This is a genomic window from Microbacterium sp. Beta, assembly GCF_005502545.1.
Classification (GTDB): domain Bacteria; phylum Actinomycetota; class Actinomycetes; order Actinomycetales; family Microbacteriaceae; genus Microbacterium; species Microbacterium oxydans.
Window position 1 is genome coordinate 11,761 of the sequence record NZ_SCOG01000012.1, and the last position, 21,794, is coordinate 33,554.

Consider the following 21,794-nt stretch of genomic DNA (forward strand, 5'->3'; position numbering starts at 1 on the left):
GAGGAGCATCATGGATCTCGCAACACTCTGGTTCTTCATCGTCGCCTTCTTCTTCGTCGGCTACTTCGTCCTGGACGGCTTCGATTTCGGAGTCGGCATGTCCCTGCCGTTCCTCGGCAAGAACGACGTCTCGCGCCGACAGGTCATCAACACGATCGGCCCGGTCTGGGATCTCAACGAGACCTGGGTCATCGTGGCCGGCGCCGTGCTGTTCGCGTCGTTCCCTGAGTGGTACGCCACGCTGTTCAGCGGTTTCTACCTGCCGCTGCTGCTGATCCTGCTCGCGCTGATCCTGCGCGGTGTCTCGTTCGAGTACCGGCACCAGCGCGACAGCGCGAAGTGGAAGGCCGGCTTCGACCGGATGATCGTGATCGGCTCGGTCGTTCCCGCGCTGCTGTGGGGTGTGGCGTTCGGCAACATCGTGCAGGGCGTCGCGATCGACGAGAACCACATCTTCGTCGGCGGCTTCTTCTCCCTGCTGAACCCCTACGCACTGCTGGTGGGCGTCACCACGCTGCTGCTCTTCTTCCTGCACGGGGTGCTGTTCGTGGCACTCAAGACCGATGGTCAGGTGCATGAGGATGCGCAGAAGCTCGCGAAGAAGGCCGCCATCCCGACGATCCTCGTCGCAGCCGCGACGGTGATCTGGACGGTCGCGATCGCGATGGGCCGCGAGGCTCCGCTGCTCTGGCTGGTCATCGCAGCCGGTGCGCTCGCGGCGGTCAGCCTGATCGCGGCGGTCGGCTTCTCGCTCGTCCGTCGCGACGGGTGGGCGTTCTTCGCCGGCATGCTCACGGTCATGTTCGCCGTGGTCATGCTGTTCTCCGCCCTGTTCCCGTACGTGATGCCGTCGACGATCGACCCGGCCTACAGCCTCACGATCGCCAACGCCTCGAGCACCCCGTACACGCTGCAGATCATGAGCTGGACGGCCCTGATCGCGATGCCGCTCGTGCTCGCGTACCAGGCGTGGACCTACTGGGTGTTCCGCAAGCGCGTCACCCGGAAATCCATCGAGGGGGCTCCGGCGCACGCGTGAAACCCGTCGATCCGAGACTGCTGCGATACGCGGGTGCCGCGAGGGGTTTCCTCGCGGCATCCGCGTTGATCGGCGTCGTCCAGACGGCGGTCACGATCGTCTTCGCGTGGCTGCTGACCGACGCGATCACGGGGGCGCTCGCGGGGCGTGACGTCACCTCGTCGCTGCTCTGGCTGCTGCTCACGGCTCTGCTGCGCGGCCTGCTCATCGCAGCCTCGGATGCCGCGGGCACACGGGCGGCCGCCAAGACGGGGATGCAGCTGCGCACGGCGCTCGTGGCTGCGGTCGGGAGGCTCGGGCCAGGGTGGCTCGCGCAGCGCAATCAGACGGCGCTCGCGGTCACGGCCGGTCACGGGCTCGAAGCTCTCGACACCTACTTCGCCCGGTACATCCCGCAGCTCGTGCTGACCGTGATCGCGACGCCGGTGCTCGTCGCGGTCATGTGGTGGCAGGACTGGCCGAGCGGACTCACCGCAGTGATCACGCTGCCGCTGATCCCGTTGTTCCTCATCCTGATCGGCATGGCGACCCGCACCGTGCAGACCCGGCAGTGGCAGACGCTGCAGCGCCTCGCGGCACGCTTCGCCGACACGGTGCAGGGGCTGTCGACGCTGCGACTGTTCGGACGCGACCGGCGTGCGGCCGACCGCATCGAGGTCACCGCCGACGAGTACCGCCGCGAGACCATGAAGGTGCTGCGGTTCTCGTTCCTGTCCGGCTTCGCGATGGAGCTGCTGGCCTCGATCGCGGTGGCCCTGATCGCGGTGTCGGTCGGCTTCCGGCTGCTGTCGGGCGATCTGACCCTCGAGGTGGGGCTGTTCGTGCTACTGCTCGCTCCCGAGGCGTTCCTGCCCATCCGGCAGGTGGGGGTGCAGTTCCACGCGGCGGCCGAGGGGGTCGCGGCGACGGAGGACGTCTTCGAGGTGCTCGATGCGGCGGGGGAGCGCGCGCGGATGCAGGAGCTTTCGACGGATGTCGGAGGAATCGCCGCCGAAACCCCCGGCATTCGTGAATCGGTCATGCATGTGGACACCACCGTGGAACCGGCGAACGGCGGAAACCTCGTGGTCGAGGGTCTGCGGGTGCGCGACCTGCCGTCCGTGTCGTTCGCAGCCGGGCCGGGGACCATCACGGTCATCGAGGGGCCGAGCGGGTCGGGGAAGTCGTCGCTGCTGGCGGCACTCCGGGGCGCGGTCGAGTTCGAGGGGACGGCGTTCTACGGCGGCGCGGACGTGCGGGGGATCGCGCCGTCGGTGTGGCTCGCCTGGGCCGGACAGGCACCTGGACTGACGCGCGGGACCGTGGCGGCGAACGTCACCCTCGGTGATCCTGTGCCGGACGCAGGTCGGGTGCGCGCTGCGCTCGACGACGCCTGCGCCGAGGGGATCGACCCCGCGCTGGAACTCGGCGTGCAGGGGGCGGGGCTGTCGGGCGGGCAGGCGCAGCGGGTGGCTGTCGCCCGCGCCCTGTATCGCCAGGGATCGGCGCCCGGCCGCGTGCTCGCACTCGATGAGCCGTCGAGTGCGCTCGACCCCGAGACCGAGGACCGGCTGTGGCGATCGTTGCGCGAGAAGGCGGATGCCGGGGCGACGATCCTCCTCGTCTCCCACCGTCGGACCGCACGGGCGATCGCGGATCAGATCGTGGCGCTGGGGGTGAACGCATGACTGCACCCCGCACAACCGATGCCGCGCATTCCCGCGGTCACCGGGTCGGCGCCATCCTGCGACTCGCGCAGCCGCCACTCGGCCGCTTCGTACCGGGACTGATCTGGGGTCTGCTCTCGGCCGCCGCCGCCGTGAGTCTGCTCGCGGTCAGCGGGTGGCTGATCGTGAGCGCCTCGATCGTCGATTCGCTGGTGCCGCTGTCGATCGCCGTCGTCGGTGTGCGCTTCTTCGCCGTCTCGCGCGCGGTCACCCGCTATCTGGAGCGCCTGAGCGGACACGATGCCGCGCTGCGTCAGCTCGCCTCGACTCGTGCCGACATGGTGCGCCGGCTGATCCCTCTGTCGCCGGCGGGACTCGGCTCGACGGACCGCGGGCAGGTGCTCGCAGCTCTCGTGGACGACGTCGAGAACCTGCAGAACCTGCCGCTGCGAGTGGTGCAGCCGCTCGGTGTGGCGGCGCTCGTCGCGGTCGGAGCGGTGGGCTTCCTCGCGTTCGTCTCGCCCCCGGCCGCCCTCGCTCTCGCGGTCTGCCTCCTGGCCGCCGCGGCTGCAGCGATCGGACTCGGTTGGGCGTTCGGCTCGCACGCCGAAGCACGGGTCTCGGAGCGTCGGGCAGAGCTCTCCGCAGCTCTCGTCGACTACCTCGGGAGCCTCGACGTGCTCATCGCCTACGGGGCGGAGCAACAGGCGCGGGCGCGGATCGCCGCCGCCGATGCGGATCTGCGACGCGTGGTCGACCGTGCCTCCCTCGCTCAGGCCGTCGCGGCGGGTGTCGTGTCCGCCGTGGCCGGGGCGGCATCGGTCTGGGCGCTCGCCGTGGCGGCTCCGGGGCTTGCGGACGGCTCGATCGACGGTCCGTGGCTGGCCGTGGCGGTGCTCGTGCCGATGGTGGTCTTCGAGGTGTTCGGAGCGGTGCCGATCGCTGCGGCATCCTGGCGGAGCGTGCGCGCGAGCGCCGGGCGCATCGTCGACGTGCTCCCGGAGCGGATGCCGGAGGAGTTGCGTTCCGACGAGGGGGATGACGTGGAGTTCGCGCGCACTCCCGAGCTGCATCTGCGCGGCGTCAGGGCGACCTGGCCCGGCGGCACGCCCGCGCTGAAGGGAGTCGACCTCGACCTCCGAGCAGGTGAGCGCGTGCTGGTCGCGGGACCGAGTGGGGCGGGCAAGAGCTCGCTCGCGGCGACCCTGGTCGGCTTCCTGCGCGTGGAGGGCGAGTATCTGGTGGGTGGTCGCGACGCCGCAGAGCTCTCGGGCCCGGCGCTGCGACGCGTGATCGGACTGTGCGAGCAGAGCCCTCAGCTGTTCGACGAGGACATCCGCCAGAATCTGCTCTTCGCGCGCGACTCCGCCTCGGACGAGGAACTGCTGGCGATGCTCGACCGGGTCGGACTCGGTGACTGGGTGCGGGAGCGCGGGGGCCTCGATGCGAGGGTGGGTGACCGCGGCGCGCTGGTGTCCGGCGGTCAGGCGCAGCGGATCTCGCTCGCCAGGGCGCTGCTGCGCGGCTTCCCCGTGCTGGTGCTCGACGAGCCGACGGCGGGCGTCGATCCTGAGGCATCGGATGCCCTGCTGCGCGATCTGCTGCTGGCCGCGGGGGAGCAGTCGGTGCTGCTGATCTCGCACGTGGCGCCGCCGGCGGGGACGGTCGACCGCGTGGTGCGGATCCACGACGGCCGCACGGTCTGACACCGCCCGCTCGCTACGGGGAGACCTGCGGGCCGACGTCTCAGACGTTCATGTCCACGGGCGGTTCCATCACGATGCCCTGTGCTTCGAACGCGCGACGGCGCTCTTCGATGCGGCGATGCAGCTCGATCTGGGCGGCGTCGACGAACCGGGGGTCGAGGTCGACGGTCTTGGGGTGCGGGTCGCCGTGGTTGGCGGCGATGTACGCGTCGAGCTCGGGGCCGCTGGTCCACGAGGTGATGAGGGCGTATCGGGGTGCCGTGCCGCGGTGCCAGACCGCGTGCCAGAAGCGCTGCGTGTCGACGATGATGCGGGAGCCGGCGCGCAGCGGCAGGCGGATCTCGGTCGCGGGGTCGAAGCGGTCGGAGCGCAGGATCAGCATCGACTCGGTGTCGTCGGAGAGGTTGAAGAACCCGCGCACGACCCAGCCGGTGCCCTCTTCGTTGAGGCGGTTGTTGTCGTCCTGGTGCAGGTTGTAGATCGCGTCGGCGTACTCGTTGGGCTGCAGCTCGATCACGCGGCATCGGCCGATGCCCGCGCCCGGTTCCTGGGCCCGGCGCTGGAGCGTCGGGGCGATCGCGACCTGCGAGTCGACCCAGACACCGTCCTTGTCGGTGCGCGGCGGGGTGTGGTTCCAGAAGCCGTTGCAGTCGACGTCGCCGGCATAGCTGGTGAGCGGGGCGAAGCGCGTGATGCCGGAGGAGCGCCAACCGACGTACTCGAGGCCCAGCCATTCAGCGGGATCGGTGGCGGAGGTGTGGTCGTCGAGCACGACGTAGCCGGTGTCGGCCAGTGCCTCGGACGTGATGAAGCCCATGATGGAACCTTCCCGTCATCGCTGCCCCCACAGGCGGCGGGTTGTAAGGCCATCCTAACTCGATCGCCCCCGTCCTGGCGGATCCGCTGCCGGGGAAAACACCGCCGACCCGCCGATATTCTGGGGGCATGACTCAGCCGCAGGGTGCCCTCCTCGTGGGCAGCGTGAACTACGACGACGCCGAGACCACGATCCGCACCGCCGCGGAGACGCTCGGCACTCGACTCCGCCGCATCCCGGACGGCGAGGTCGGCAAGCGGTTCCACTGGATCATGTTCCAGCCCGACGTGATCGGACTGGCCGAGGGCATCGAGCGCATCGGCGATGAACCCATCCCGTTCCCCGCCGGCATCGATGCCCGGGGTCTGCGCATCGGCGAGGGCGTGGATGCCTCGGCCATCGAGCTGCCGCCGCTCGGCTACGCAGCCGCCGCGATCGAGTCGTATGCGGTGTTCGAGCGACTGCGCGCCGAGGGTGCGGTTCCGGCGGAGGTGCGGTTCCAGGTGTCGTTGCCCACGCCGCTCGCGGTGATCGCCTCGTTCTTCCACGGCGATGATCGCGGCGCCATCGAGCCCGTCTACACCGCCGCGATCCTGCGCGAGCTCGAGGAGATCCTGGCTGCCATCCCGCACGATGACCTCGCCGTGCAGTGGGACGTCGCCAGCGAGATGGGCATCATCGAGCGCGCGGCCGGGTACGGATCCGTGATGGAGGCCTGGTGGCCCGGCGACCCGTTCGCCGGACTGGCCGCACGGCTGGCCGCCCTGGTCGACGCGGTGCCCGCCGACGTCGAGGTGGGCGTGCACCTCTGCTACGGCGACGCGGGGGAGAAGCACTTCTTCGAGCCGCGCGACGCGGCGAACCTGGTCCGGTATGCGAACGCCGTCGTGGCCGCATCCGCGCGTCCGCTCACCTGGCTGCACCTCCCCGTGCCGATCGACCACGACGACGAGGCCTACTTCGCCCCGCTCACCGACCTCGCACCGGTCGACGAGCTGTACCTGGGGCTCGTGCACCGGGAGGACGGGGTCGAGGGCGCCGCACGTCGCATCGCCGCCGCTGCTCCGTTCGTCTCCGCGTTCGGGGTCGCGACGGAATGCGGCATCGGCCGCGCACCCGCCGGATCGACCGAGGGAATCCTGCGCACGCACGCCGAGGTCGCCAGCGCCTGGTGAGCTGCTGCTCTCGATTCGCGTGGACGCCCCGCGTCGCGTAAGCTGTTCCGCGGTGACGTGTCCGAGCGGCCGAAGGTGCAACTCTCGAAAAGTTGTGTAGGGTAACCCCCTACCGTGGGTTCAAATCCCACCGTCACCGCCACCACGAAGGCCCCGCATCCCTTGTAAACACTGGGATGCGGGGCCTTCGTCATGTTCGGTGATCGGTCTGCGGTAACGCAGCAAGGGCGTCTCCGCGGATATCTGTTGGCAGGACGTGACGCGGCAAACTGCGATTTGTGCGGCCGCCGGCTGCCTGCGTCGCTGCTAGTGGCAGCCCACATCGTGCCGCGGTCTGTTTCCGACGAGGACCACCGGAAGGACTTCGCAGCGATCGCGATGCTCGCCTGCAACCTGGGGTGCAACGAGCTGTTCGAGCAGGGGTATCTCGTCGTCGACTCTGAGGGTGCCGTGCGAGCGGGGCGCGATATAGAGACCGTCGCGCTGCAGGTGGTCGTCGAGGAGCTGGTTGAGCGGTTGTGTACCGCCCACAACACGAACACGGCCGCGGACTTCGCTCGCCACCACAGGCTGGTGTGGGCATGACGGTCCTGCCGCGGGATGATGGTGACGTGCCCGAGACTCCGCGTCTGATCCTGAATCGCACCAGCGAGACGCCGCGCGTGCTGCACCGTGAGGACTGCCCGACGATCCAGCACCAGGCACGCGGCGACATTCGTGAAGAGCTGCCTCGTGCTGGATACCAGGTCCTCGAGTCCTACGAAGACGGTCGTTCGCTTGTTGGACCCGTCGAGGGCGTGGACCGAAACTACTACGAAGCCTTGTACGTGACCGTCGACGAGCTCCAGGCTGCGGGACGGTACAGGCGCTGCAAGGTGTGTGCGCCGGATGCACCGGACGGGCCGCCACCGGAGAGCGTGACGCGCAAAAAAAGCCGCGGGGCCCTTCGTCATACCCGAGTCAGTCGTTCTGATTCCGGATAGCCAGAGGATCCGGTGGCAGACCGTCACCGATCTGAGACGTCTCCCGCACGTCACGACGAGGCTGAACCCGCTTCTGTCGCCCGAGGTACAGGTCTGAGTACTCGTCCGAGGCGCTGAGCTGGTCAGAGGGCTCCGGGCGGGGCCGCTTGCGGAATGCAGCCACTACGGCAAGCACCGCGAATGCAATGACCACAAGGGCGAGGCCCCAGATAATGCCAGCTTCGGTGAGCCATTCGAAGGCAACCGCGGCCCACAGCAGCGCGAAAGCCACGACGATCAGAGTGATAACTACCGCACGTCGCCATCTAACGTTCATACTTCATGCTAGGTCAGCGCCGGACGGCATCGAAAGGGGTTGTGTCCGGGGGAGCGGATGCACTTGATCGTCGACCGAGAGGACGCGGAGATTCCCTAGCCGGCAACGAGATCTGCACACCCCATCGCGAACTTCGCGGTGTAGTCGACGTGCCCGCAGGCGCTTCTCTCAGCAGCGAGAACCTCTTCCATCGAGGCTGCGGGCTTACCGGCAGCTGACGGTTCGGGCGCCAGGGCGGTGGCGATCATCATGCGGCGGGCCATTCGCTCATGACCGCGTGGGCTGCGAGCCGCAGAGTCGTCGTCTCGGCCTCGATGCCCACGGCGTCGAAAGGCAGCGCGCGTTCGGTCATGAGCCCCGCCAGCACGGTCGAGAGGAACCGTGCTCGCTCCTCGACCCGACCGGCGGGGACCACGCCCTCGTCGATCAACGTGGTCAGCCACTGCGCGATCCGATGTCGTCCCATGCGGTCCAGGGCGATGTAGGTGGCCGCTTCGTCTTCGGACGGAGGCGTGGCCACGTACGCCTCGTAGAGCGCTCCCCACTGCTTCCGCGCGCTCTCGCCCACGCCGATTTGGCGGAGGATGAGCTGCAAGCACGCGATGAGCCTCTCCTCCGCCGTCAGAGAACGATCATTGATCGGATCATCGGGGATCTCCAGGTCGTACATCGCGGCCACCACCGTCTCGATGAGTTCCCGCTGCGTCGGGAAGAAGTGGCGTAGCGACCCCGTGCTCACCTGAGCGCGGGCGGCCACTGCTCTCACGCTCAGACGTGCGGTCGGGTTCTCGCCCAGCATGGTTGCCGCGGCGATGAGGATCTTCTCCCGTGTTCCCGGTTCCTTCGACGCTTCGTCCATTTCTCCCTCATGAGCCATCCGTCTATAACAGTGTGCTAGTTTAGCCCGTCGTCGGCTATCACGCTGTATTAGATTCTGGAGGGCGAGATGATGGCGGGAAAGAACTGGCGCAACCGTCGCGTTCGTACCGGTTCCGGCGAACCGCTGCGCCGCTATCGCTGGTGGCAGATGTTCGGTCGGTCACTCCGATCGATCACGCTGCGCTCTGCCGACGGCACGACGTCGACGTACACGGTCGACGTCCGTCATGCCGGCGATATGACCGACGGTGAGATCCGTGCGCGTCTCTACGTCGACGGAGCGCTGCAGTCCTACGCGAAGATGCCCACACGCTTCGCAGTGCCAGGCGGACACATCGAGGTGGCGATCACCGGGTTCGGGCTCAAACGGTGCCACTATGTGCGGGCAGACGGTGTGGAACAGCAGCTGTCGCCCGATCCTCGATCCGCCGAAGGGCGTCGCGCTCGCTTGCACGAGCGGCATCCCGGAGTGAGCCGTGTGATCGGCCTCGTCTCCATCGCGTTCGTCGTGGTCGGCCTCAGCGTCGAGGTCCCTCAGATCATCGAGGCCCTCTCGAAGATCCCCCTGATCGCCGACTCGATCGGTACCTTCACCTCGCCCATCCGACTCCCGCTCGAGCTCAATCTGCTCGTCAGTCTCGCCGCTGTCCTCGGCAGCACGGAACGAGCCCTGCGAATGCGTTCGAGCTGGATCGACGAGCTCGCGAGCTGACCCCCACGAAAGGAACGACCATGCACCAGAGCGGCCCTGTCACAACACCGGTGCCGCATGTCCCCGACGCCGCCTTCGGGCTTACCTGAGCCGCCACTCCGGGGCGGGTGGGCGATGAGGGGTGATGGCCCTCACCCGAGCAGTTCCACCCCGAACTCGGAGACGACGGCGCGCAGTTCGGCGAGGTAGCGCTGCGCCTGCTCGGTGAGCGGGATCGCCGAGTGGCCGATCCATCCGATCTCGATGTTCTCGTCGACGTCGAGCGGGATGGCGACGATCTCGGGGTCGAGGTCGTCGCTGATGATGCCGGTCGAGATGGTGTAGCCGTCGAGGCCGATCATCAGGTTGAAGATGGTCGCGCGGTCCGAGACGCGGATGTCCTGGGGACTCGAGAGGGTGGAGAGGATCTCCTCGGCGAAGTAGAAGGAGTTGTTCGCGCCCTGGTCGAACGTGAGCCTCGGCACGTCGGCGAGATCGGCGAGCGTCACGCGCTTCCGCGCGGCGAGGGGGTTCTTGCGGGAGATGAAGATGTGCGGGTCTGCGACGAAGAGCGGGTGGAAGGCGAGCCCGGAGTCGCGGAGCAGCTTGTCGATCACGTTGCGGTTGAAGTCGTTGCGATAGAGGATCCCCAGCTCGCTGCGGAGGGTGCGGACGTCTTCGATGATGTCCCAGGTGCGCGTCTCGCGCAGGGAGAACTCGTACTCGGTCGCCGCGGTCGCCTTCACCATCCGCACGAGGGCGTCGACAGCGAACGAGTAGTGCTGGGTGGAGACGCCGAGGAGTCGCCGGGACGGCGGATGACCGAGGTAGCGCTGCTCCAGGAGCGCCACCTGCTCGACGACCTGCCGGGCGTACCCGAGGAACTCGACACCATCGGTGGTGAGCGTCACGCCCCGGGCGGAGCGGATCAGGAGTTCGCGCCCCACTCTGCCTTCGAGATCCTTCATCGCCGCGGACAGGGTGGGCTGGGCGACATAGAGCAGGTCGGCGGCGGCACTGATCGATCCCTCCGCGGCGACTTCGATGTAATAGGTGAGCTGCTGGAGGGTGATGCCGTTCGAGCGCTTGGCCATAGATTCAACCTATGCCACGGCATAGTCGACGCGCATTACCCGATGGGCCCTTGCAGTCGTCATCATGGAGAAACCCCCGATCGAGGCCGAGCCCGGCCGATCTTCCACCGATTGGCCGCTCATGGCATCCGAATTCACGTTCCGCATCACGACGACCCGTTTCGACGAGGACTACTCGCCGTCCGACGACTCGCGCATCACCACGAACTTCGCCAATCTGGCGCGCGGCGAGCACCGTCAGCAGAACCTCCGCAACGCCCTGACGATGATCGACCGGCGGTTCAACGATCTGGCGCACTGGGACAACCCGAGCCGCGATCGCTACACGCTCGAACTCGAGATCGTCTCGGTCGCGATCCAATTCGCCACGGAGGGGGAGGATCGGGAGTTCCCTCTTCTCGAGGTGCTGGAGGTGACCATCGTCGATCGGTCGACGGGCACGCGCACTCAGGGCATCGTGGGCAACAACTTCTCGTCGTACATCCGCGACTTCGACTTCAGTGTGCGGTTGCCGGCGGCCACCGCGGCCGCGGGCGGCTTCACCGTTCCCGACGACTTCGGCGACCTGCACGGCAAGCTCTTCCAGCACTTCCTCGACTCCGAGGCGTACCGGGAGCGGTTCACGCTGTCGCCCGTCATCTGCATCAGCGTCTCGACGAGCAAGACGTACCGTCGCACCGAGAACCACCACCCGATCCTCGGTGTCGAGTACGAGCAGAAGGACGGCTCGCTGACCGACGAGTACTTCGGCAAGATGGGCCTCTCGGTCCGCTACTTCATGCCGCGAGGCAGCGTCGCCCCGCTGGCGTTCTACTTCCGCGGGGATCTGCTCAGCGACTACACGAACCTCCAGCTCATCGGCACGATCAGCACGATGGAGACCTTCCAGAAGATCTATCGACCGGAGATCTACAACGCGAACTCCGAGGCCGCGAGCATCTACCGGCCGACCCTGGAGCAGCAGGACTACTCGGTGACCAAGATCGCCTACGACCGCGAGGAGCGCAGCCGGCTCGCGGCCGAGCAGGGGAGGTACGCCGACGCGCATCTGATGACCCCGCACGGCGAGCTCCTCGAGAGGTGGGCCGCCGGCCGTTCCGCAGACTCGCTGGTGTCCGTCGGATGACGAACGGACGAGCCCCGATCATGACCGAGATCCTTCCCACCTCCACCGTCGGCAGCCTGCCGAAGCCTTCCTGGCTGGCCGAGCCCGAGACGCTCTGGTCCCCGTGGAAGCTGGAGGGCGATGCCCTGGTGGAGGGCGTGCAGGACGCGCTTCGCCTCACTGTGCACGAACAGCGGCAGGCCGGCATCGACATCATCAGCGACGGGGAGCAGTCGCGCCAGCACTTCGTCACGACGTTCATCGAGCACCTCTCCGGTGTCGACTTCGACCAGCGGGAGACCGTGCGGATCCGCGACCGGTACGACGCCAGCGTGCCCACCGTGGTCGGTGCCGTGAGCCGCGAGAAGCCCGTGTTCGTCGAGGACGCGAAGTTCCTCCGCCAGCAGACCGACCAGCCCATCAAGTGGGCTCTGCCCGGTCCGATGACGATGATCGACACGCTCTACGACCGTCACTACAAGAGTCGCGAGAAGCTCGCCTGGGAGTTCGCGACGATCCTCAATCAGGAGGCGAAGGAGCTCGAGGCGGCCGGGGTCGACATCATCCAGTTCGACGAGCCGGCCTTCAACGTGTTCTTCGACGACGTGCAGGACTGGGGCGTGGCCGTGCTCGAACGCGCAGCCGAGGGGCTGCGCGCGGAGACCGTGGTGCACATCTGTTACGGGTACGGCATCAAGGCGAACACCGACTGGAAGGCGACCCTCGGCTCGGAGTGGCGGCAGTACGAGAAGTCGTTCCCGCTTCTACAGCAGTCGAGCATCGACACCGTCTCGCTGGAGAGTCATCACTCGCACGTGCCCCTGGACCTCATCGAGCTCATCCGGGGCAAGAAGGTCATGCTCGGAGCCATCGATGTGGCGAGCCCCACCATCGAGACTCCGGAGGAGGTCGCCGACACCCTGCGGAACGCCCTCCGCTTCGTCGACGCGGACAAGCTCGTGCCGAGCACGAACTGCGGGTTGGCGCCGTTGTCGCGTGACGTCGCCCGCGGCAAGCTGCGGGCGCTCAGCGCAGGTACTGCTCTCCTTCGCGAGGAGCTCGGCTCCGCGCTCTGATAGCCTCGAGCTTCCGTGCAGCAACCTGAGGAGGTGGTACCCGTGAACGAACTCACGTCGGTGCTCCTCCAGGGAGACACGGTCGGGCGATAGGTCGTCCGGGAGCGCCGCTTCTTCGCCGCACTCCCGAGAGGTACGACCATGCATTTCACTTCACGACGAATCCTCGACGACCGCATCACCGAGCGCACGTTCACACTCGGCGACGTCTCCGGCATCCTGTGGACGCCGCCCGCCGCAACGCCGACCGCTCCCGTCCCGCTCATCCTCATGGGCCAGCCCGGCGGCATCGGCATGCGGCGCATGTATCCGAGACTGGTCGCGCGTGCCCGCAGCGCCAGCGCGCAGGGCTTCGCCGCCGCGACCATCGAGTTGCCGGGGGCAGGCGAACGCGCTCCACTGCCCGGCGCCGAGCTCGCCAGGGCCGACCTCGTTCGAGCGATCACCGCGGGAGAGGAGCCTTCCGCGGATGTCGTGGACCGGCTGATCCTCCCTCTGGTCGACCGGGCTGTTCCCGAATGGCAGGCGACGCTCGACGAGGCCCTCGAGCTTCCGGAGATCGGCGACCGGGTCGCGTTCTCCGGAGGGGTGATCGCGATCGGCACCCGCCTCGCCGCGATGGATGCACGCATCGTGGCCGCCGGACTCTTCGCCGGCAGCTTCGTCCCACGCTCGACGATGGCAGAGGCCCGACGGGTGACGATCCCGCTGCACGTGCTGCTCCAGTGGGACGACGAGGGCAACGACCGCCAGATGGCACTCGACCTGTTCGATGCATTCGGCTCGACGGAGAAGACGTTGTACGCCAACATGGGCGGCCACACCGGAGTTCCGGCGTTCGCCGGGGAGGACGCCGTCCGGTTCTTCGCCCGTCACCTCGGGGGTGCGTGAGGGCAGGAGGCCGAGTGATCTGACCGGGGCGCGGAGGCGAGGCGCTCGCCGAGGGGGAGGGATCCGGCGAACGCCCCGTCTGCACCCGATGCCTGCGAGCGCGGCCCCCCACGATCTCGCGCTACGACCGGAGCACGATCAGGATGCGCCTGATGGAGCCGGAATGCAATGCACCTTCGTGTTTTCCTGCGCAGTCTGGACAAAAGTCATCATCGCTTTGGGGTCGCCTATCCTCGCGAATGGGTGGCTTCCTCTTGCACATAGCGAACGCCCAGGTCTACGCTCCGGCTGGGGGAGATGTCCGACCGGAATGAGTCGCGATGTCCAGTGGTGCGCAGTGGAGGAACAAGGTTCGGCGAGGTTCTGAGCGTCGCGGGTACGCGCGTTCGATGCTCGCGGCGATAGGGGTGCTGCTGCTGGGAGGCGGAGGAGTCCTCGCGGCTTCGGCTGCGGTGGCCGCGCCGGGGAGTCCAGGAGTTCCACAGGCGCCGGCCACCGCGGTGTATCTGGAGACCTTCGAGAATCAGACCGCGACCAACGGCATCCGCATCGGTCAGTACACGGGCGGTGCAGCGGCGAACACGGAGACGTACGTGACGAGTCCGAACTGGGCTCCGGTCGCCGACCAGTGCAACGGCTGGGTCCTGCGCTCGACGACACCGCGGAACGCGGCCGTGACCGGCGTCGATTCCGGCTGTGATGCCACGGCATGGGCATATCTCCAGGGCATGGCGACCGCGATCGGCCTGTACAAGGGCCAAGCGTTGGCGGCGGCTCAGCAGAACCAGATTCTGTCCGAGTACACCAACGGCGGCTCCGCGCCCGGTCCCGGCGTCGAGTTCCAGACTGCGAAACCCATCACGGCAGGGATCGTTCACGGACACTTCTACCTGATCAGCGCTATCTACGGCGCCGCGAACTGCGTGTCCGAGGGCCCGACACTGAACCGTGTCGATCCGCGGCTGAGTTTCAACCTGATCGTGAATCAGACGGGCAGCGGGCCTGCGCCGGGCACGGGAGGGGGCACGGTCACCACCCTCGCCAGCGGTCTCAACCCGTGCACGGACCCGGCAGCGCGAGAGATCACTGTGGGCGGGAGGCTCTTCCACGTCGCGGAGCTGCAGTCTGCGGGGTTCCGTGCGGACGCGACGACGACCTCGCTCGGCGTGCAGCTGTTCAATGCCGCCGGGGGCTTCCGCGGGAACGACAGCGGTTTCGACGATCCTCGCATCGTCGACGCGACGCCGCAGCTCGACAAAGCGTTCAGCCCGTCGACGGTGAAAGTCGGTCAGACCTCCACGCTGACATTCACCATCACCAATACAGACGACCTCGAAGCGAAGAACGGGTGGTCCTTCACCGATACCCTCCCGGCAGGGCTCCGGTTCGCGGGCGACCCCGCCACCGACTGCCCGGCGGGAGTGGCGACGGTCAACGGAACGACCGTGAGCGGGACCGGCAACATGGACGCTGGGACCGTCTCGTGCACGTTCACGGTTCCGATCACCTCCGATACCGAAGGCTCGTACACCAACGGCCCCTCGAACATCGGTCCGATCAGCGGGCTGCTTCAGCCCGGTAACAGCACGGTCGTCTTCACCACTGCTGACGCGCCCGCGATCAGTCTCGTGAAGTCCTCGAGCTTGACCGACCCGGCGCAGTACGTGCTGAACGCCCCCGTGACGTACTCGTTCCTCGTCACCAACACGGGGAACGTCGATCTCACCGCGATAGCAGTCACCGAGACGGCATTCAGCGGCACGGGTAGCCCCCCGGTCACTTCTTGTCCGCAGACCACGCTTGGTTCCGGCGAATCGATGACATGCACCGCCGGGTACACGCTGACACAAGCAGACATCGACGCGGGCGAGGTGACCAACACCGCGCAGGTGACCGGCACTCCACCGGAGGGTGATCCGGTCAGTGCGACCGACGATGCCGTGATCTCGGGGAGCGAAGCACCGCAGCTCTCTCTCGTGAAGACGGCTGACGCGAGCGGTGTGCAGTCGCCGACACGCGTGGGCGATCCCATCGACTACACGGTCCTCGTGACGAACACGGGCAACGTCACACTCACCGATGTCGCGGTGACCGACACGTTGCTCGGAGGCGCCATCGCTTACGCGTGGCCAGGCGTACCGGGAACCCTCGCTCCCGGGCAGAGCGTCACCGCCACCGGAACCCACGGTGTGACTCAGCCGGACATCGAGATCGGTGCGGTGACGAACACCGCCAGCGCGACCTCCCGAGACCCCAATGGTACCGAGGTGCCTGCAGGGCCGCAGTCGACGACGACGCCCCTGAACCAGCTTCCTGCCCTCGCCCTCGAGAAAGAAGCGACACCGTCCTTCGGAACGCCGCCGGCCCCCGGCGAACTGATCGCGTTCTCTTTCACGATCACCAACGACGGCAATCTGCAGCTCCGAGACGTTGCGATCACCGATCGACTCGCCGGCCTCTCTGCAATCGCCTACACATGGCCCTCCGATCCAGGCACACTCCCACCGGGTGCGTCGGCGACAGCCACGGCGACCTATGCGATCACCCAGGCTGACATCGATGCCGGTGTGGTGCTGAATTCGGCCATCGCCGATGGGACGACCGAGAACGGCGCGAACGTGCCATCGAATGAACCCGACACGGAGACACCGATCACCCAGGCGCCCGCCCTGACGCTGGTGAAGACCGCGGATCCTGCGGGGATAACCGAGCCGGCCGAGATCGGCCAGCCGATCGCGTACTCGTTCACGGTCACGAACGCGGGCAACACCACTCTCACGAGCGTCGCGATCACAGACCAACTCGCCGGCCTGCCGGCTCTGACCTATACCTGGCCCTCCGCGGACGGAGTGTTGCGGCCTGGGCAAGAAGCGACAGCGACGAGCACGTACCTCGTGACTGCGGCGGACATCGACAACGGTGAGGTCACCAACAACGCCACGGCCTCGGGGCAACCGCCCACCGGAGATCCCGTTTCGTCGGAACCACAGACGACGACGACGCCGCTGATGGAGGCTCCGTCGATCGCCCTCGTGAAGACCGCGGACGCGGGCGGGATCACCGACCCTGCAGTACCCGGGCAGTCGATCATCTACTCCTTCACCGTCACGAACACGGGAGGTGTCGCACTGACGGACGTCACCATCACCGACGCGCTCACCGGGCTGCCTCCGCTGGTCTACACCTGGCCCGCCCTCGAAGGTGTGCTGCTTCCCGGTGAAGCGGCCACGGCGACGAGCACCTACGGCATCACCGCTGCCGACATCGACCGGGGGGTCGTGACGAACAACGCCATCGCGTCGGGTCAGCCGCCGACCGGGCAACCGATCGTGTCTGATCCGGCGACGACGACCACGGAGCTCAGGGTGATGCCTGTGCCCACCCCGACACCTGCGCCGCGCCCTGACGCCGGAGGGTTGTCGAACACCGGTGGCCCAGTGCCTGTCATCGCCCTCGCCGTCGCCGCAGGGCTGGTCGTCACGGGAACTCTCCTCGCCTCGGCTGCCCGCAAGAGGAGGATGCGCGGCTAGCGACCAGTCCGGATCCGTCCGGACGGTTCCCGCTCCTGTCAAGGCCCGATACGTCGAGGACGGATCATCCTAAAGTCATCGAATGCCGCCCTTGACCCGACGGGTGGCAGGAGGACTCGCCGATGATCGAAGACTCTGCGCCCACTGACTCTGCGCCCACTGACTCTGCGCCCACTGACTCTGCGCCCACGCAAGAGCTGCTGGGCGGGCGCTATCAGCTGCGGGAGTGCGTCGGACAGGGCGGAATGGCCCGTGTGTACCGTGCCGAAGACGTCCTGCTCGGCCGAACGGTGGCGATCAAGCTGCTGAACGGGGGGAGCGAGGGCGTTCCGTCAGACCGTGCGCGCAGTGAGATGACGCTGCTGGCCTCGCTCAACCACCCCGCGATGGTCACGCTCTATGACGCCCAACTGGTGCCGGGCAAAGCCGAGTACCTGGTGATGGAGTTCGTCGACGGCCCGACGCTCTCCGCCCGCATCGCCCAGGGCCCCGTGCCGCCGACCGACGTGGCCATGATCGCCGCGGATCTCGCCGAAGCGCTGCATGTGGTGCACGGTGCCGGCGTGGTGCACCGCGATGTGAAGCCGTCGAACGTGCTGCTCTCGCCCACCTCGCTTCCGGGGAGCCGTTCGGGCGCGAAGCTCGCCGACTTCGGTATCTCCGTGCTCGTCGATGATGCCCGGCTGACGTCGCCCGGTGTCGTGATCGGCACTGCTGCGTACCTCGCCCCCGAGCAACTCCGGGGCGCGCCTCCTGCTCCGGCGGCCGACATCTACTCCCTGGGACTCGTGCTGCTGGAGGCGCTCACCGGGAAGCGGGCGTTCGGCCAGGCGGAGGGGATCGGCGCGGCGATGGCACGTCTGATCGAGGTCCCTGAGGTGCCGAGATCCGTAGGCCCGCAGTGGGCGGAGCTGCTGGCCCGGATGGTGGCGATCGCGCCCGAGGACCGGCCCAGTGCCGCTGCCGTGTTCGCCGCGGCGTCCATGCTCGCGTCTGCGCCGGCCATCCCGCCTCGCCCTCCCGTGCCCGTGATCGCCCCTCCGGTCCCGGCGATGAGCGCCGCTTCCGCTGCCAGCACCGCACCGACACTGCTCCTCTCCTCGAAGCCCTCGGACCGTGTGGTGCCCACGCGTCGCCCGACTCGACGGTGGGGAGTGATCGGCACCGCCGCTGCCGCGGTCGTCGCCGCCTCCGTGCTCGTGGGGGTGTGGGCGGCAGGTCAAGGGTTCGGAGACACCGGCGACCTGGAGACCGGCGATGTCGATTCCGTCGTCACCGAGCAGACGCCGGGAAGCTCGCCCTCGCCGGATCCGACACCGGATCAGGCTGACGCGCAGCAGGACACCTCGGGGACTGTCGTCCCCGTCGTCCCGGCTGAGAACACGCAGCCGACACACGTCGATCAGGTCGTCGATCAGACGAAGGACGAGCGCAAGGCGGCGGAGCAGGCGGCCAAGGACGAGCGCAAGGCGCAGGAGGAAGCCCAGAAGAAGGCCGACCAGGAGCAGGAGAGGGCGGACAAGGAGCAGGAGAAGCGGGACGCGAAGAAGTAGCGCCCCCGACCCGATCAGCCCGCGGCGGCGCGCTCGCCGTCGGAGTTCGGCGTCCAGCCGTACCAGCCGCCGTCCGTGGCCATCACGCTCCAGTCGCCGCAGACGAAGACGGTCTTCGCCTTGTACGGATCGGGGGCGCCGTCGAGCGTCCAGGACGGCGCCGACTGCCGCTCGACCTCGGTGCAGGCATCGGCGAGGTCGGAAGCGCTGGTGAGGAGGATGACCGCGTCCTCGGCCTTCTCGAGCGTCGAGGTGCGCACGGTGATCTGCGAGGAGTCTGCGGGAATCCAGTCCGCGTCGACCTCCGCCCCCTTCGCGAAAGCGGCCGCATCGTCGAAGGTGGAGGTGGACTGCTTGTTGACGATGCTGTCGAAGGCAGAGCATCCGCTGAGGGAGAGTGCGCCCGCGACGATCAGGGCGGAGGCGGCGAGAAGCGGTCGTACGTTCATGCCCCCAGCCTCGCGGCTGTGCCGGCCTCGCGGCATCCCTCGCGCGAGGTATCGGCGTACCTCGTACGGATGACTCGTGGGTCGTGTCGTGAGTCGTTCCGCGACGGTCGACGGTCCGGATGTCCCCCATGTGTGCGATGCTGGAGAAGACCACTCAGCGATCATCTCGGTCGCGCCTCTGGCACGGGTTCCCGTGGCGAAACAGAGGAGCGCCTCATGGGCAGGTTCATCTATGAAGGCGACGTCAAGACCGAGATCGAGGATCGTGCGCTGACGCACATCCAGCTCGTCATGACCGCGAAACTCCGTCGAGGCGAGCCGTTCGGTTTCAGCTGGAAGGAAGACGTCAGCATCGGCGGCGGACGCACGACCGTCTGGGTGCATGGCGGCAGCGCGCTCGTCTTCAAGTACAGCGGGAGTCGTCAGCCCTCGATCAATCGCGAGTGGATCGAAGCGCTTGCTTTCACCGCGAACTCGCCGAGCGGTCTGTATCTCGTGCCCGAGCCGGCGGACGCCGCGCCCCGCGAGCCGAACCGGGTGCTCGAGCGGGCCTGACCCAGAACGACGCATCCGCCCACAGTCGATTCGGCCGCGAACGGATGCGTTCGTCATCTGCCGGGGGTTCAGCCGCCGGACGGGTTCTCGAGCGGTTTCCCGTTCTCGTCGGTGGTCTCGTCCTCGAGCACCTCTTCGGTGTCCGGAGCGCCTCCCGATGCGGTGTCCGCCTCCTCATCGGGGCCGGGCGTACCCTGGGTGTTCTTCGGATCGCTCATGCTTCTCTCCTCTCGTCGGGACTGGCGACGGTAGTCCTCGGAGTCGATCGACATCAGGGGGTTGACCGGCCACGGGTGCAGGGGTGCTGATAATCTGCGGGCCATGCAGCCAGCCGAGGACGAGCGCACATCGCCGGGCGGAGAGTCGGCCGACCTCGTCACCGCCTCGATCAAGGAGCGGATCTACGCCACCTTCACCGGCCTCGCCATCGTGCTCGTTCAGGCCTCGAACGTCGAGCACACCAGCGCCGCGCGGGCGAGCATCACCCTTCTCGTCGGCATCGTCGCGATCGCGGTGGCCGGGTTCGTGGCAGAGCTCCTTGCCCACCTGGCCGTGCACGCGACCTTCCCTGATCGGCGGGAGTTCGGGCGGATGCTCCGCCTCACGAGCACGGCGATCGCCTCGGCGGCCATCCCGCTCCTTGTCCTCCTCCTCGCGGTGTTCGACTGGGTCGAGTTGGGCACCGCTCTCACGATCGCCTCGGTCGTCTACGTCGCCATCCTCGGATTGATCGGGTACGTCGCCGTCCGTCGCACCCGGGCGCCCTGGTGGAAGCAGGTGATCGCGCTGGGGATCCTGATCGCCCTCGGCGGGCTGGCCATCCTCATCCAGCAGCTCGCCCACGGGCACTGAGGGCTCTGCTCTCGCGTCGAGCGCCGGAACCCGAGAAATGTCCTGCTCCGGAGTAATCTCAGAGGATGGGAACTCTCGAGTACAACAGCTCTCGTCCTCCGATCAAGGTCGACGACGCGACGTTGGCGCACCTGAAGATCGTGATCGGCACGAAGCTGCGTCGACACGAGAGTTTCATGATGACGTGGCTGCCCGAGGAGAAGAACCCCGCCGGCCGTCTCACCATCTGGATGCACCCCGCCATCCCTCTGATCCTCGCGTTCGACGGCGCGACGATGCCCGAGATCGACACCAAGCGGATCGAGCGCATGATGGAGCACCTCAACGCGCGTGGTGAGCTCGTCCTCGACCAGCTCGGCTGAACTCGTCCGCTCGTCCCGCTTCCCTATAGTGGGGTCATGCGACGTCGCTCCGCCCTGGCCCTCGGTCTGTCCGCCGTCCTTCTGCTGACGGGGTGCGCCTCCGCGGTGGGCGACGGCTCCGCCGCGCCCACGTCCGAACCCACCGCCACGCAGAGCGCACCGCCCGCGGGAGTCGACGCGGCAGCCGAGGAGCAGGCACAGGGCTGGCTGGATGCGGCCGTCGTGCCGCCGGGGGCCGTGCGCGTGACCGAGAAGCCGGTCTCGTTCGGCTCCTACCAGGGGTGGCCGTGCCAGCCGGTCGCCCAGCTCGAGGGCTACTGGACCGTGGCCGACTCGACGGTTGCAGGGGCTGCGAACTGGTTGCGAGAGAACCCGACAGCGGATCTCGTCAGCACGGCATCGGGCATGGCGTGGCCCGAGGATCCGAACCTCGACGGCGTGCTCATCGGCTACATCCCCGCCGACGAATCGCAGCAGGGCGTCGTCTACACCGTCGCGAAGATGGACTCGGGCGTCGCGATCCGGGCGGAGGTCGCGGCCCTCAGCGCTTCGGCGACGTGTCCTTCCCTCGCGCCCGGAGAGATGCTGGGCAAGCCGGGACAAGGCTGAGCGCCCCCGCGGAAGTCCGCGAAGGCGCTCCTCTCACCTGCTGAAGGCCGTCAGTCTTTGCCGGGGTTCTCGGCGTCGGTGCTGTCGTCCGTGCCGGCGTCCTTGTCCGTCGGCGGCACGGACGGCGGGGTTCCCTTGCCGTCCTCGGCCCCGAGGTTGTCGTTGTCCTCCGGCCCGGGAGAGGGCTCGGTGCTGATGTCGTTCCGGTCGTTCGTGCTCATGGGATCCTCCTTGGTCGCTGGGGGTTCTCGACGCGCGTCGACGTTCTCAGGGCAGGTCTTCGACGCCGATGCCGTCGCCGTCCTCGTCGCCGTCGTCATCGATATCGTCGTCGGTCGATGGCATGTCCGGGTCGATGCCCTGAGCCTCGATTTCGGGAGTGTCGTCTGAGTGGTGCTGGGGATCTGACATGCGGGTCTCCGATCGATCAGTGGCTGGTCGACCAGTGTCGCCCGACTTCCGCCCG

The 21,794-nt window shown here is 67.8% G+C and carries 23 protein-coding genes and 1 tRNA gene; 16 read left to right on the plus strand and 8 right to left on the minus strand.

Translation table 11 applies throughout. The annotated features are described in order from the left end of the window. The first annotated feature begins 10 nt into the window (after nt 1-10). Genes cydB through cydC form a run of 3 tightly spaced genes read left to right on the plus strand, consistent with a single transcriptional unit; the run spans nt 11 to nt 4,391 of the window. A complete protein-coding gene (gene cydB, locus FFS56_RS12585) occupies nt 11-1,039 on the plus strand; it encodes a cytochrome d ubiquinol oxidase subunit II (protein ID WP_029259883.1) in 1,029 nt (342 codons plus the stop codon). Further along, nucleotides 1,036-2,706 (plus strand): thiol reductant ABC exporter subunit CydD, encoded by a 1,671-nt coding sequence (gene cydD / locus FFS56_RS12590; RefSeq protein WP_127012685.1) that lies wholly within the window; start codon nt 1,036-1,038, stop codon nt 2,704-2,706. Before cydB ends, cydD begins: the two co-directional genes overlap by 4 nt. Then, on the plus strand, nt 2,703-4,391 hold the full coding sequence (gene cydC / locus FFS56_RS12595) for a thiol reductant ABC exporter subunit CydC (protein WP_127012684.1): 1,689 nt from the start codon (nt 2,703-2,705) through the stop codon (nt 4,389-4,391). The genes cydD and cydC overlap by 4 nt, the downstream gene beginning before the upstream one ends. A 40-nt stretch (nt 4,392-4,431) precedes the next feature. On the opposite strand, the gene FFS56_RS12600 is transcribed toward cydC, so the two are convergent. Then, a complete protein-coding gene (locus FFS56_RS12600; protein ID WP_046747607.1) occupies nt 4,432-5,208 on the minus strand; it encodes a hypothetical protein in 777 nt (258 codons plus the stop codon). A gap of 128 nt (nt 5,209-5,336) precedes the next feature. Between FFS56_RS12600 and FFS56_RS12605 the strand changes: the two genes are divergently transcribed. From FFS56_RS12605 to FFS56_RS12615, 3 genes are all read left to right on the plus strand, one after another. Next, nucleotides 5,337-6,383 carry a hypothetical protein gene (locus tag FFS56_RS12605; protein ID WP_127012683.1) on the plus strand — a complete coding sequence of 349 codons (1,047 nt, stop codon included), beginning with the start codon at nt 5,337-5,339 and terminating at the stop codon, nt 6,381-6,383. A gap of 51 nt (nt 6,384-6,434) precedes the next feature. Further along, nucleotides 6,435-6,525: transfer RNA gene (locus FFS56_RS12610), tRNA-Ser, on the plus strand. A 104-nt stretch (nt 6,526-6,629) separates the two neighbouring features. Further along, nucleotides 6,630-6,968: an HNH endonuclease gene (locus FFS56_RS12615; RefSeq protein WP_127012682.1), complete on the plus strand. Its 339-nt coding sequence runs from the start codon at nt 6,630-6,632 to the stop codon at nt 6,966-6,968. A gap of 375 nt (nt 6,969-7,343) precedes the next feature. Here the strand turns inward: FFS56_RS12615 and FFS56_RS12620 are convergent, their stop codons facing one another. Both FFS56_RS12620 and FFS56_RS12625 read right to left on the minus strand, forming a co-directional pair. Further along, on the minus strand, nt 7,344-7,637 hold the full coding sequence (locus FFS56_RS12620) for a hypothetical protein (protein ID WP_127012681.1): 294 nt from the start codon (nt 7,635-7,637) through the stop codon (nt 7,344-7,346). A gap of 292 nt (nt 7,638-7,929) precedes the next feature. Beyond that, nucleotides 7,930-8,541 carry a TetR family transcriptional regulator gene (locus tag FFS56_RS12625; protein WP_046747610.1) on the minus strand — a complete coding sequence of 204 codons (612 nt, stop codon included), beginning with the start codon at nt 8,539-8,541 and terminating at the stop codon, nt 7,930-7,932. An 87-nt stretch (nt 8,542-8,628) separates the two neighbouring features. On the opposite strand from FFS56_RS12625, the gene FFS56_RS12630 reads away from it, so the two are divergent. Beyond that, complete coding sequence (locus tag FFS56_RS12630) at nt 8,629-9,273, plus strand: hypothetical protein (protein WP_127012680.1); 645 nt, start codon at nt 8,629-8,631, stop codon at nt 9,271-9,273. A 131-nt stretch (nt 9,274-9,404) separates the two neighbouring features. Here FFS56_RS12630 and FFS56_RS12635 read toward each other — a convergent pair whose 3' ends face one another. Further along, entirely contained in the window at nt 9,405-10,346 is a 942-nt protein-coding gene (locus FFS56_RS12635) for a LysR family transcriptional regulator (protein ID WP_127012679.1), read from the minus strand. Between the two features lie 121 nt (nt 10,347-10,467). Between FFS56_RS12635 and FFS56_RS12640 the strand changes: the two genes are divergently transcribed. The 5 genes from FFS56_RS12640 (at nt 10,468) to FFS56_RS20935 (ending at nt 18,501) form a co-directional block, all read left to right on the plus strand. After that, nucleotides 10,468-11,472 carry a DUF1852 domain-containing protein gene (locus FFS56_RS12640; protein WP_127013011.1) on the plus strand — a complete coding sequence of 335 codons (1,005 nt, stop codon included), beginning with the start codon at nt 10,468-10,470 and terminating at the stop codon, nt 11,470-11,472. Nucleotides 11,473-11,492: 20 nt separating this feature from the next. After that, nucleotides 11,493-12,527 (plus strand): methionine synthase, encoded by a 1,035-nt coding sequence (locus FFS56_RS12645; protein ID WP_127012678.1) that lies wholly within the window; start codon nt 11,493-11,495, stop codon nt 12,525-12,527. Nucleotides 12,528-12,668: 141 nt separating this feature from the next. Beyond that, nucleotides 12,669-13,418: an alpha/beta hydrolase gene (locus FFS56_RS12650; RefSeq protein ID WP_127012677.1), complete on the plus strand. Its 750-nt coding sequence runs from the start codon at nt 12,669-12,671 to the stop codon at nt 13,416-13,418. A 389-nt stretch (nt 13,419-13,807) separates the two neighbouring features. Next, a complete protein-coding gene (locus FFS56_RS12655) occupies nt 13,808-16,948 on the plus strand; it encodes a DUF11 domain-containing protein (RefSeq protein WP_171011016.1) in 3,141 nt (1,046 codons plus the stop codon). A gap of 122 nt (nt 16,949-17,070) precedes the next feature. Next, entirely contained in the window at nt 17,071-18,501 is a 1,431-nt protein-coding gene (locus tag FFS56_RS20935; protein WP_127012675.1) for a serine/threonine-protein kinase, read from the plus strand. 14 nt (nt 18,502-18,515) lie between these two features. Here the strand turns inward: FFS56_RS20935 and FFS56_RS12665 are convergent, their stop codons facing one another. Further along, entirely contained in the window at nt 18,516-18,950 is a 435-nt protein-coding gene (locus FFS56_RS12665) for a hypothetical protein (RefSeq protein WP_127012674.1), read from the minus strand. A gap of 216 nt (nt 18,951-19,166) precedes the next feature. Here FFS56_RS12665 and FFS56_RS12670 point away from each other — a divergent pair, with 216 nt between their 5' ends. Then, nucleotides 19,167-19,505 (plus strand): hypothetical protein, encoded by a 339-nt coding sequence (locus FFS56_RS12670; protein ID WP_046747616.1) that lies wholly within the window; start codon nt 19,167-19,169, stop codon nt 19,503-19,505. A gap of 68 nt (nt 19,506-19,573) precedes the next feature. On the opposite strand, the gene FFS56_RS20550 is transcribed toward FFS56_RS12670, so the two are convergent. Further along, complete coding sequence (locus FFS56_RS20550; RefSeq protein ID WP_164734118.1) at nt 19,574-19,723, minus strand: hypothetical protein; 150 nt, start codon at nt 19,721-19,723, stop codon at nt 19,574-19,576. Between the two features lie 103 nt (nt 19,724-19,826). On the opposite strand from FFS56_RS20550, the gene FFS56_RS12675 reads away from it, so the two are divergent. The 3 genes from FFS56_RS12675 (at nt 19,827) to FFS56_RS12685 (ending at nt 21,328) form a co-directional block, all read left to right on the plus strand. Beyond that, entirely contained in the window at nt 19,827-20,357 is a 531-nt protein-coding gene (locus FFS56_RS12675; RefSeq protein ID WP_046747618.1) for a hypothetical protein, read from the plus strand. 65 nt (nt 20,358-20,422) lie between these two features. Then, complete coding sequence (locus FFS56_RS12680; protein ID WP_046747619.1) at nt 20,423-20,719, plus strand: hypothetical protein; 297 nt, start codon at nt 20,423-20,425, stop codon at nt 20,717-20,719. Nucleotides 20,720-20,755: 36 nt separating this feature from the next. Continuing rightward, entirely contained in the window at nt 20,756-21,328 is a 573-nt protein-coding gene (locus FFS56_RS12685; RefSeq protein WP_046747620.1) for a hypothetical protein, read from the plus strand. A 50-nt stretch (nt 21,329-21,378) separates the two neighbouring features. Here FFS56_RS12685 and FFS56_RS20555 read toward each other — a convergent pair whose 3' ends face one another. Then, entirely contained in the window at nt 21,379-21,549 is a 171-nt protein-coding gene (locus tag FFS56_RS20555; RefSeq protein ID WP_156172624.1) for a hypothetical protein, read from the minus strand. 46 nt (nt 21,550-21,595) lie between these two features. Next, nucleotides 21,596-21,739 (minus strand): hypothetical protein, encoded by a 144-nt coding sequence (locus FFS56_RS20560; RefSeq protein ID WP_156172625.1) that lies wholly within the window; start codon nt 21,737-21,739, stop codon nt 21,596-21,598. Nucleotides 21,740-21,794 lie beyond the last annotated feature (55 nt).

What these genes read in the sequence shown, in the direction of transcription:
- cydB (WP_029259883.1), top strand. Translation starts at nt 11, where the DNA reads ATGGATCTCGCAACACTCTGGTTCTTCATCGTCGCCTTCTTCTTCGTC.
- cydC (WP_127012684.1), top strand. Translation starts at nt 2,703, where the DNA reads ATGACTGCACCCCGCACAACCGATGCCGCGCATTCCCGCGGTCACCGG.
- FFS56_RS12600 (WP_046747607.1), bottom strand. Translation starts at nt 5,208, where the DNA reads ATGGGCTTCATCACGTCCGAGGCACTGGCCGACACCGGCTACGTCGTG.
- FFS56_RS12605 (WP_127012683.1), top strand. Translation starts at nt 5,337, where the DNA reads ATGACTCAGCCGCAGGGTGCCCTCCTCGTGGGCAGCGTGAACTACGAC.
- FFS56_RS12625 (WP_046747610.1), bottom strand. Translation starts at nt 8,541, where the DNA reads ATGGACGAAGCGTCGAAGGAACCGGGAACACGGGAGAAGATCCTCATC.
- FFS56_RS12630 (WP_127012680.1), top strand. Translation starts at nt 8,629, where the DNA reads ATGATGGCGGGAAAGAACTGGCGCAACCGTCGCGTTCGTACCGGTTCC.
- FFS56_RS12635 (WP_127012679.1), bottom strand. Translation starts at nt 10,346, where the DNA reads ATGGCCAAGCGCTCGAACGGCATCACCCTCCAGCAGCTCACCTATTAC.
- FFS56_RS12640 (WP_127013011.1), top strand. Translation starts at nt 10,468, where the DNA reads ATGGCATCCGAATTCACGTTCCGCATCACGACGACCCGTTTCGACGAG.
- FFS56_RS12645 (WP_127012678.1), top strand. Translation starts at nt 11,493, where the DNA reads ATGACCGAGATCCTTCCCACCTCCACCGTCGGCAGCCTGCCGAAGCCT.
- FFS56_RS12650 (WP_127012677.1), top strand. Translation starts at nt 12,669, where the DNA reads ATGCATTTCACTTCACGACGAATCCTCGACGACCGCATCACCGAGCGC.
- FFS56_RS12655 (WP_171011016.1), top strand. Translation starts at nt 13,808, where the DNA reads ATGCTCGCGGCGATAGGGGTGCTGCTGCTGGGAGGCGGAGGAGTCCTC.
- FFS56_RS20935 (WP_127012675.1), top strand. Translation starts at nt 17,071, where the DNA reads ATGATCGAAGACTCTGCGCCCACTGACTCTGCGCCCACTGACTCTGCG.
- FFS56_RS12665 (WP_127012674.1), bottom strand. Translation starts at nt 18,950, where the DNA reads ATGAACGTACGACCGCTTCTCGCCGCCTCCGCCCTGATCGTCGCGGGC.
- FFS56_RS12670 (WP_046747616.1), top strand. Translation starts at nt 19,167, where the DNA reads ATGGGCAGGTTCATCTATGAAGGCGACGTCAAGACCGAGATCGAGGAT.
- FFS56_RS20550 (WP_164734118.1), bottom strand. Translation starts at nt 19,723, where the DNA reads ATGAGCGATCCGAAGAACACCCAGGGTACGCCCGGCCCCGATGAGGAG.
- FFS56_RS12675 (WP_046747618.1), top strand. Translation starts at nt 19,827, where the DNA reads ATGCAGCCAGCCGAGGACGAGCGCACATCGCCGGGCGGAGAGTCGGCC.
- FFS56_RS12680 (WP_046747619.1), top strand. Translation starts at nt 20,423, where the DNA reads ATGGGAACTCTCGAGTACAACAGCTCTCGTCCTCCGATCAAGGTCGAC.
- FFS56_RS12685 (WP_046747620.1), top strand. Translation starts at nt 20,756, where the DNA reads ATGCGACGTCGCTCCGCCCTGGCCCTCGGTCTGTCCGCCGTCCTTCTG.
- FFS56_RS20555 (WP_156172624.1), bottom strand. Translation starts at nt 21,549, where the DNA reads ATGAGCACGAACGACCGGAACGACATCAGCACCGAGCCCTCTCCCGGG.
- FFS56_RS20560 (WP_156172625.1), bottom strand. Translation starts at nt 21,739, where the DNA reads ATGTCAGATCCCCAGCACCACTCAGACGACACTCCCGAAATCGAGGCT.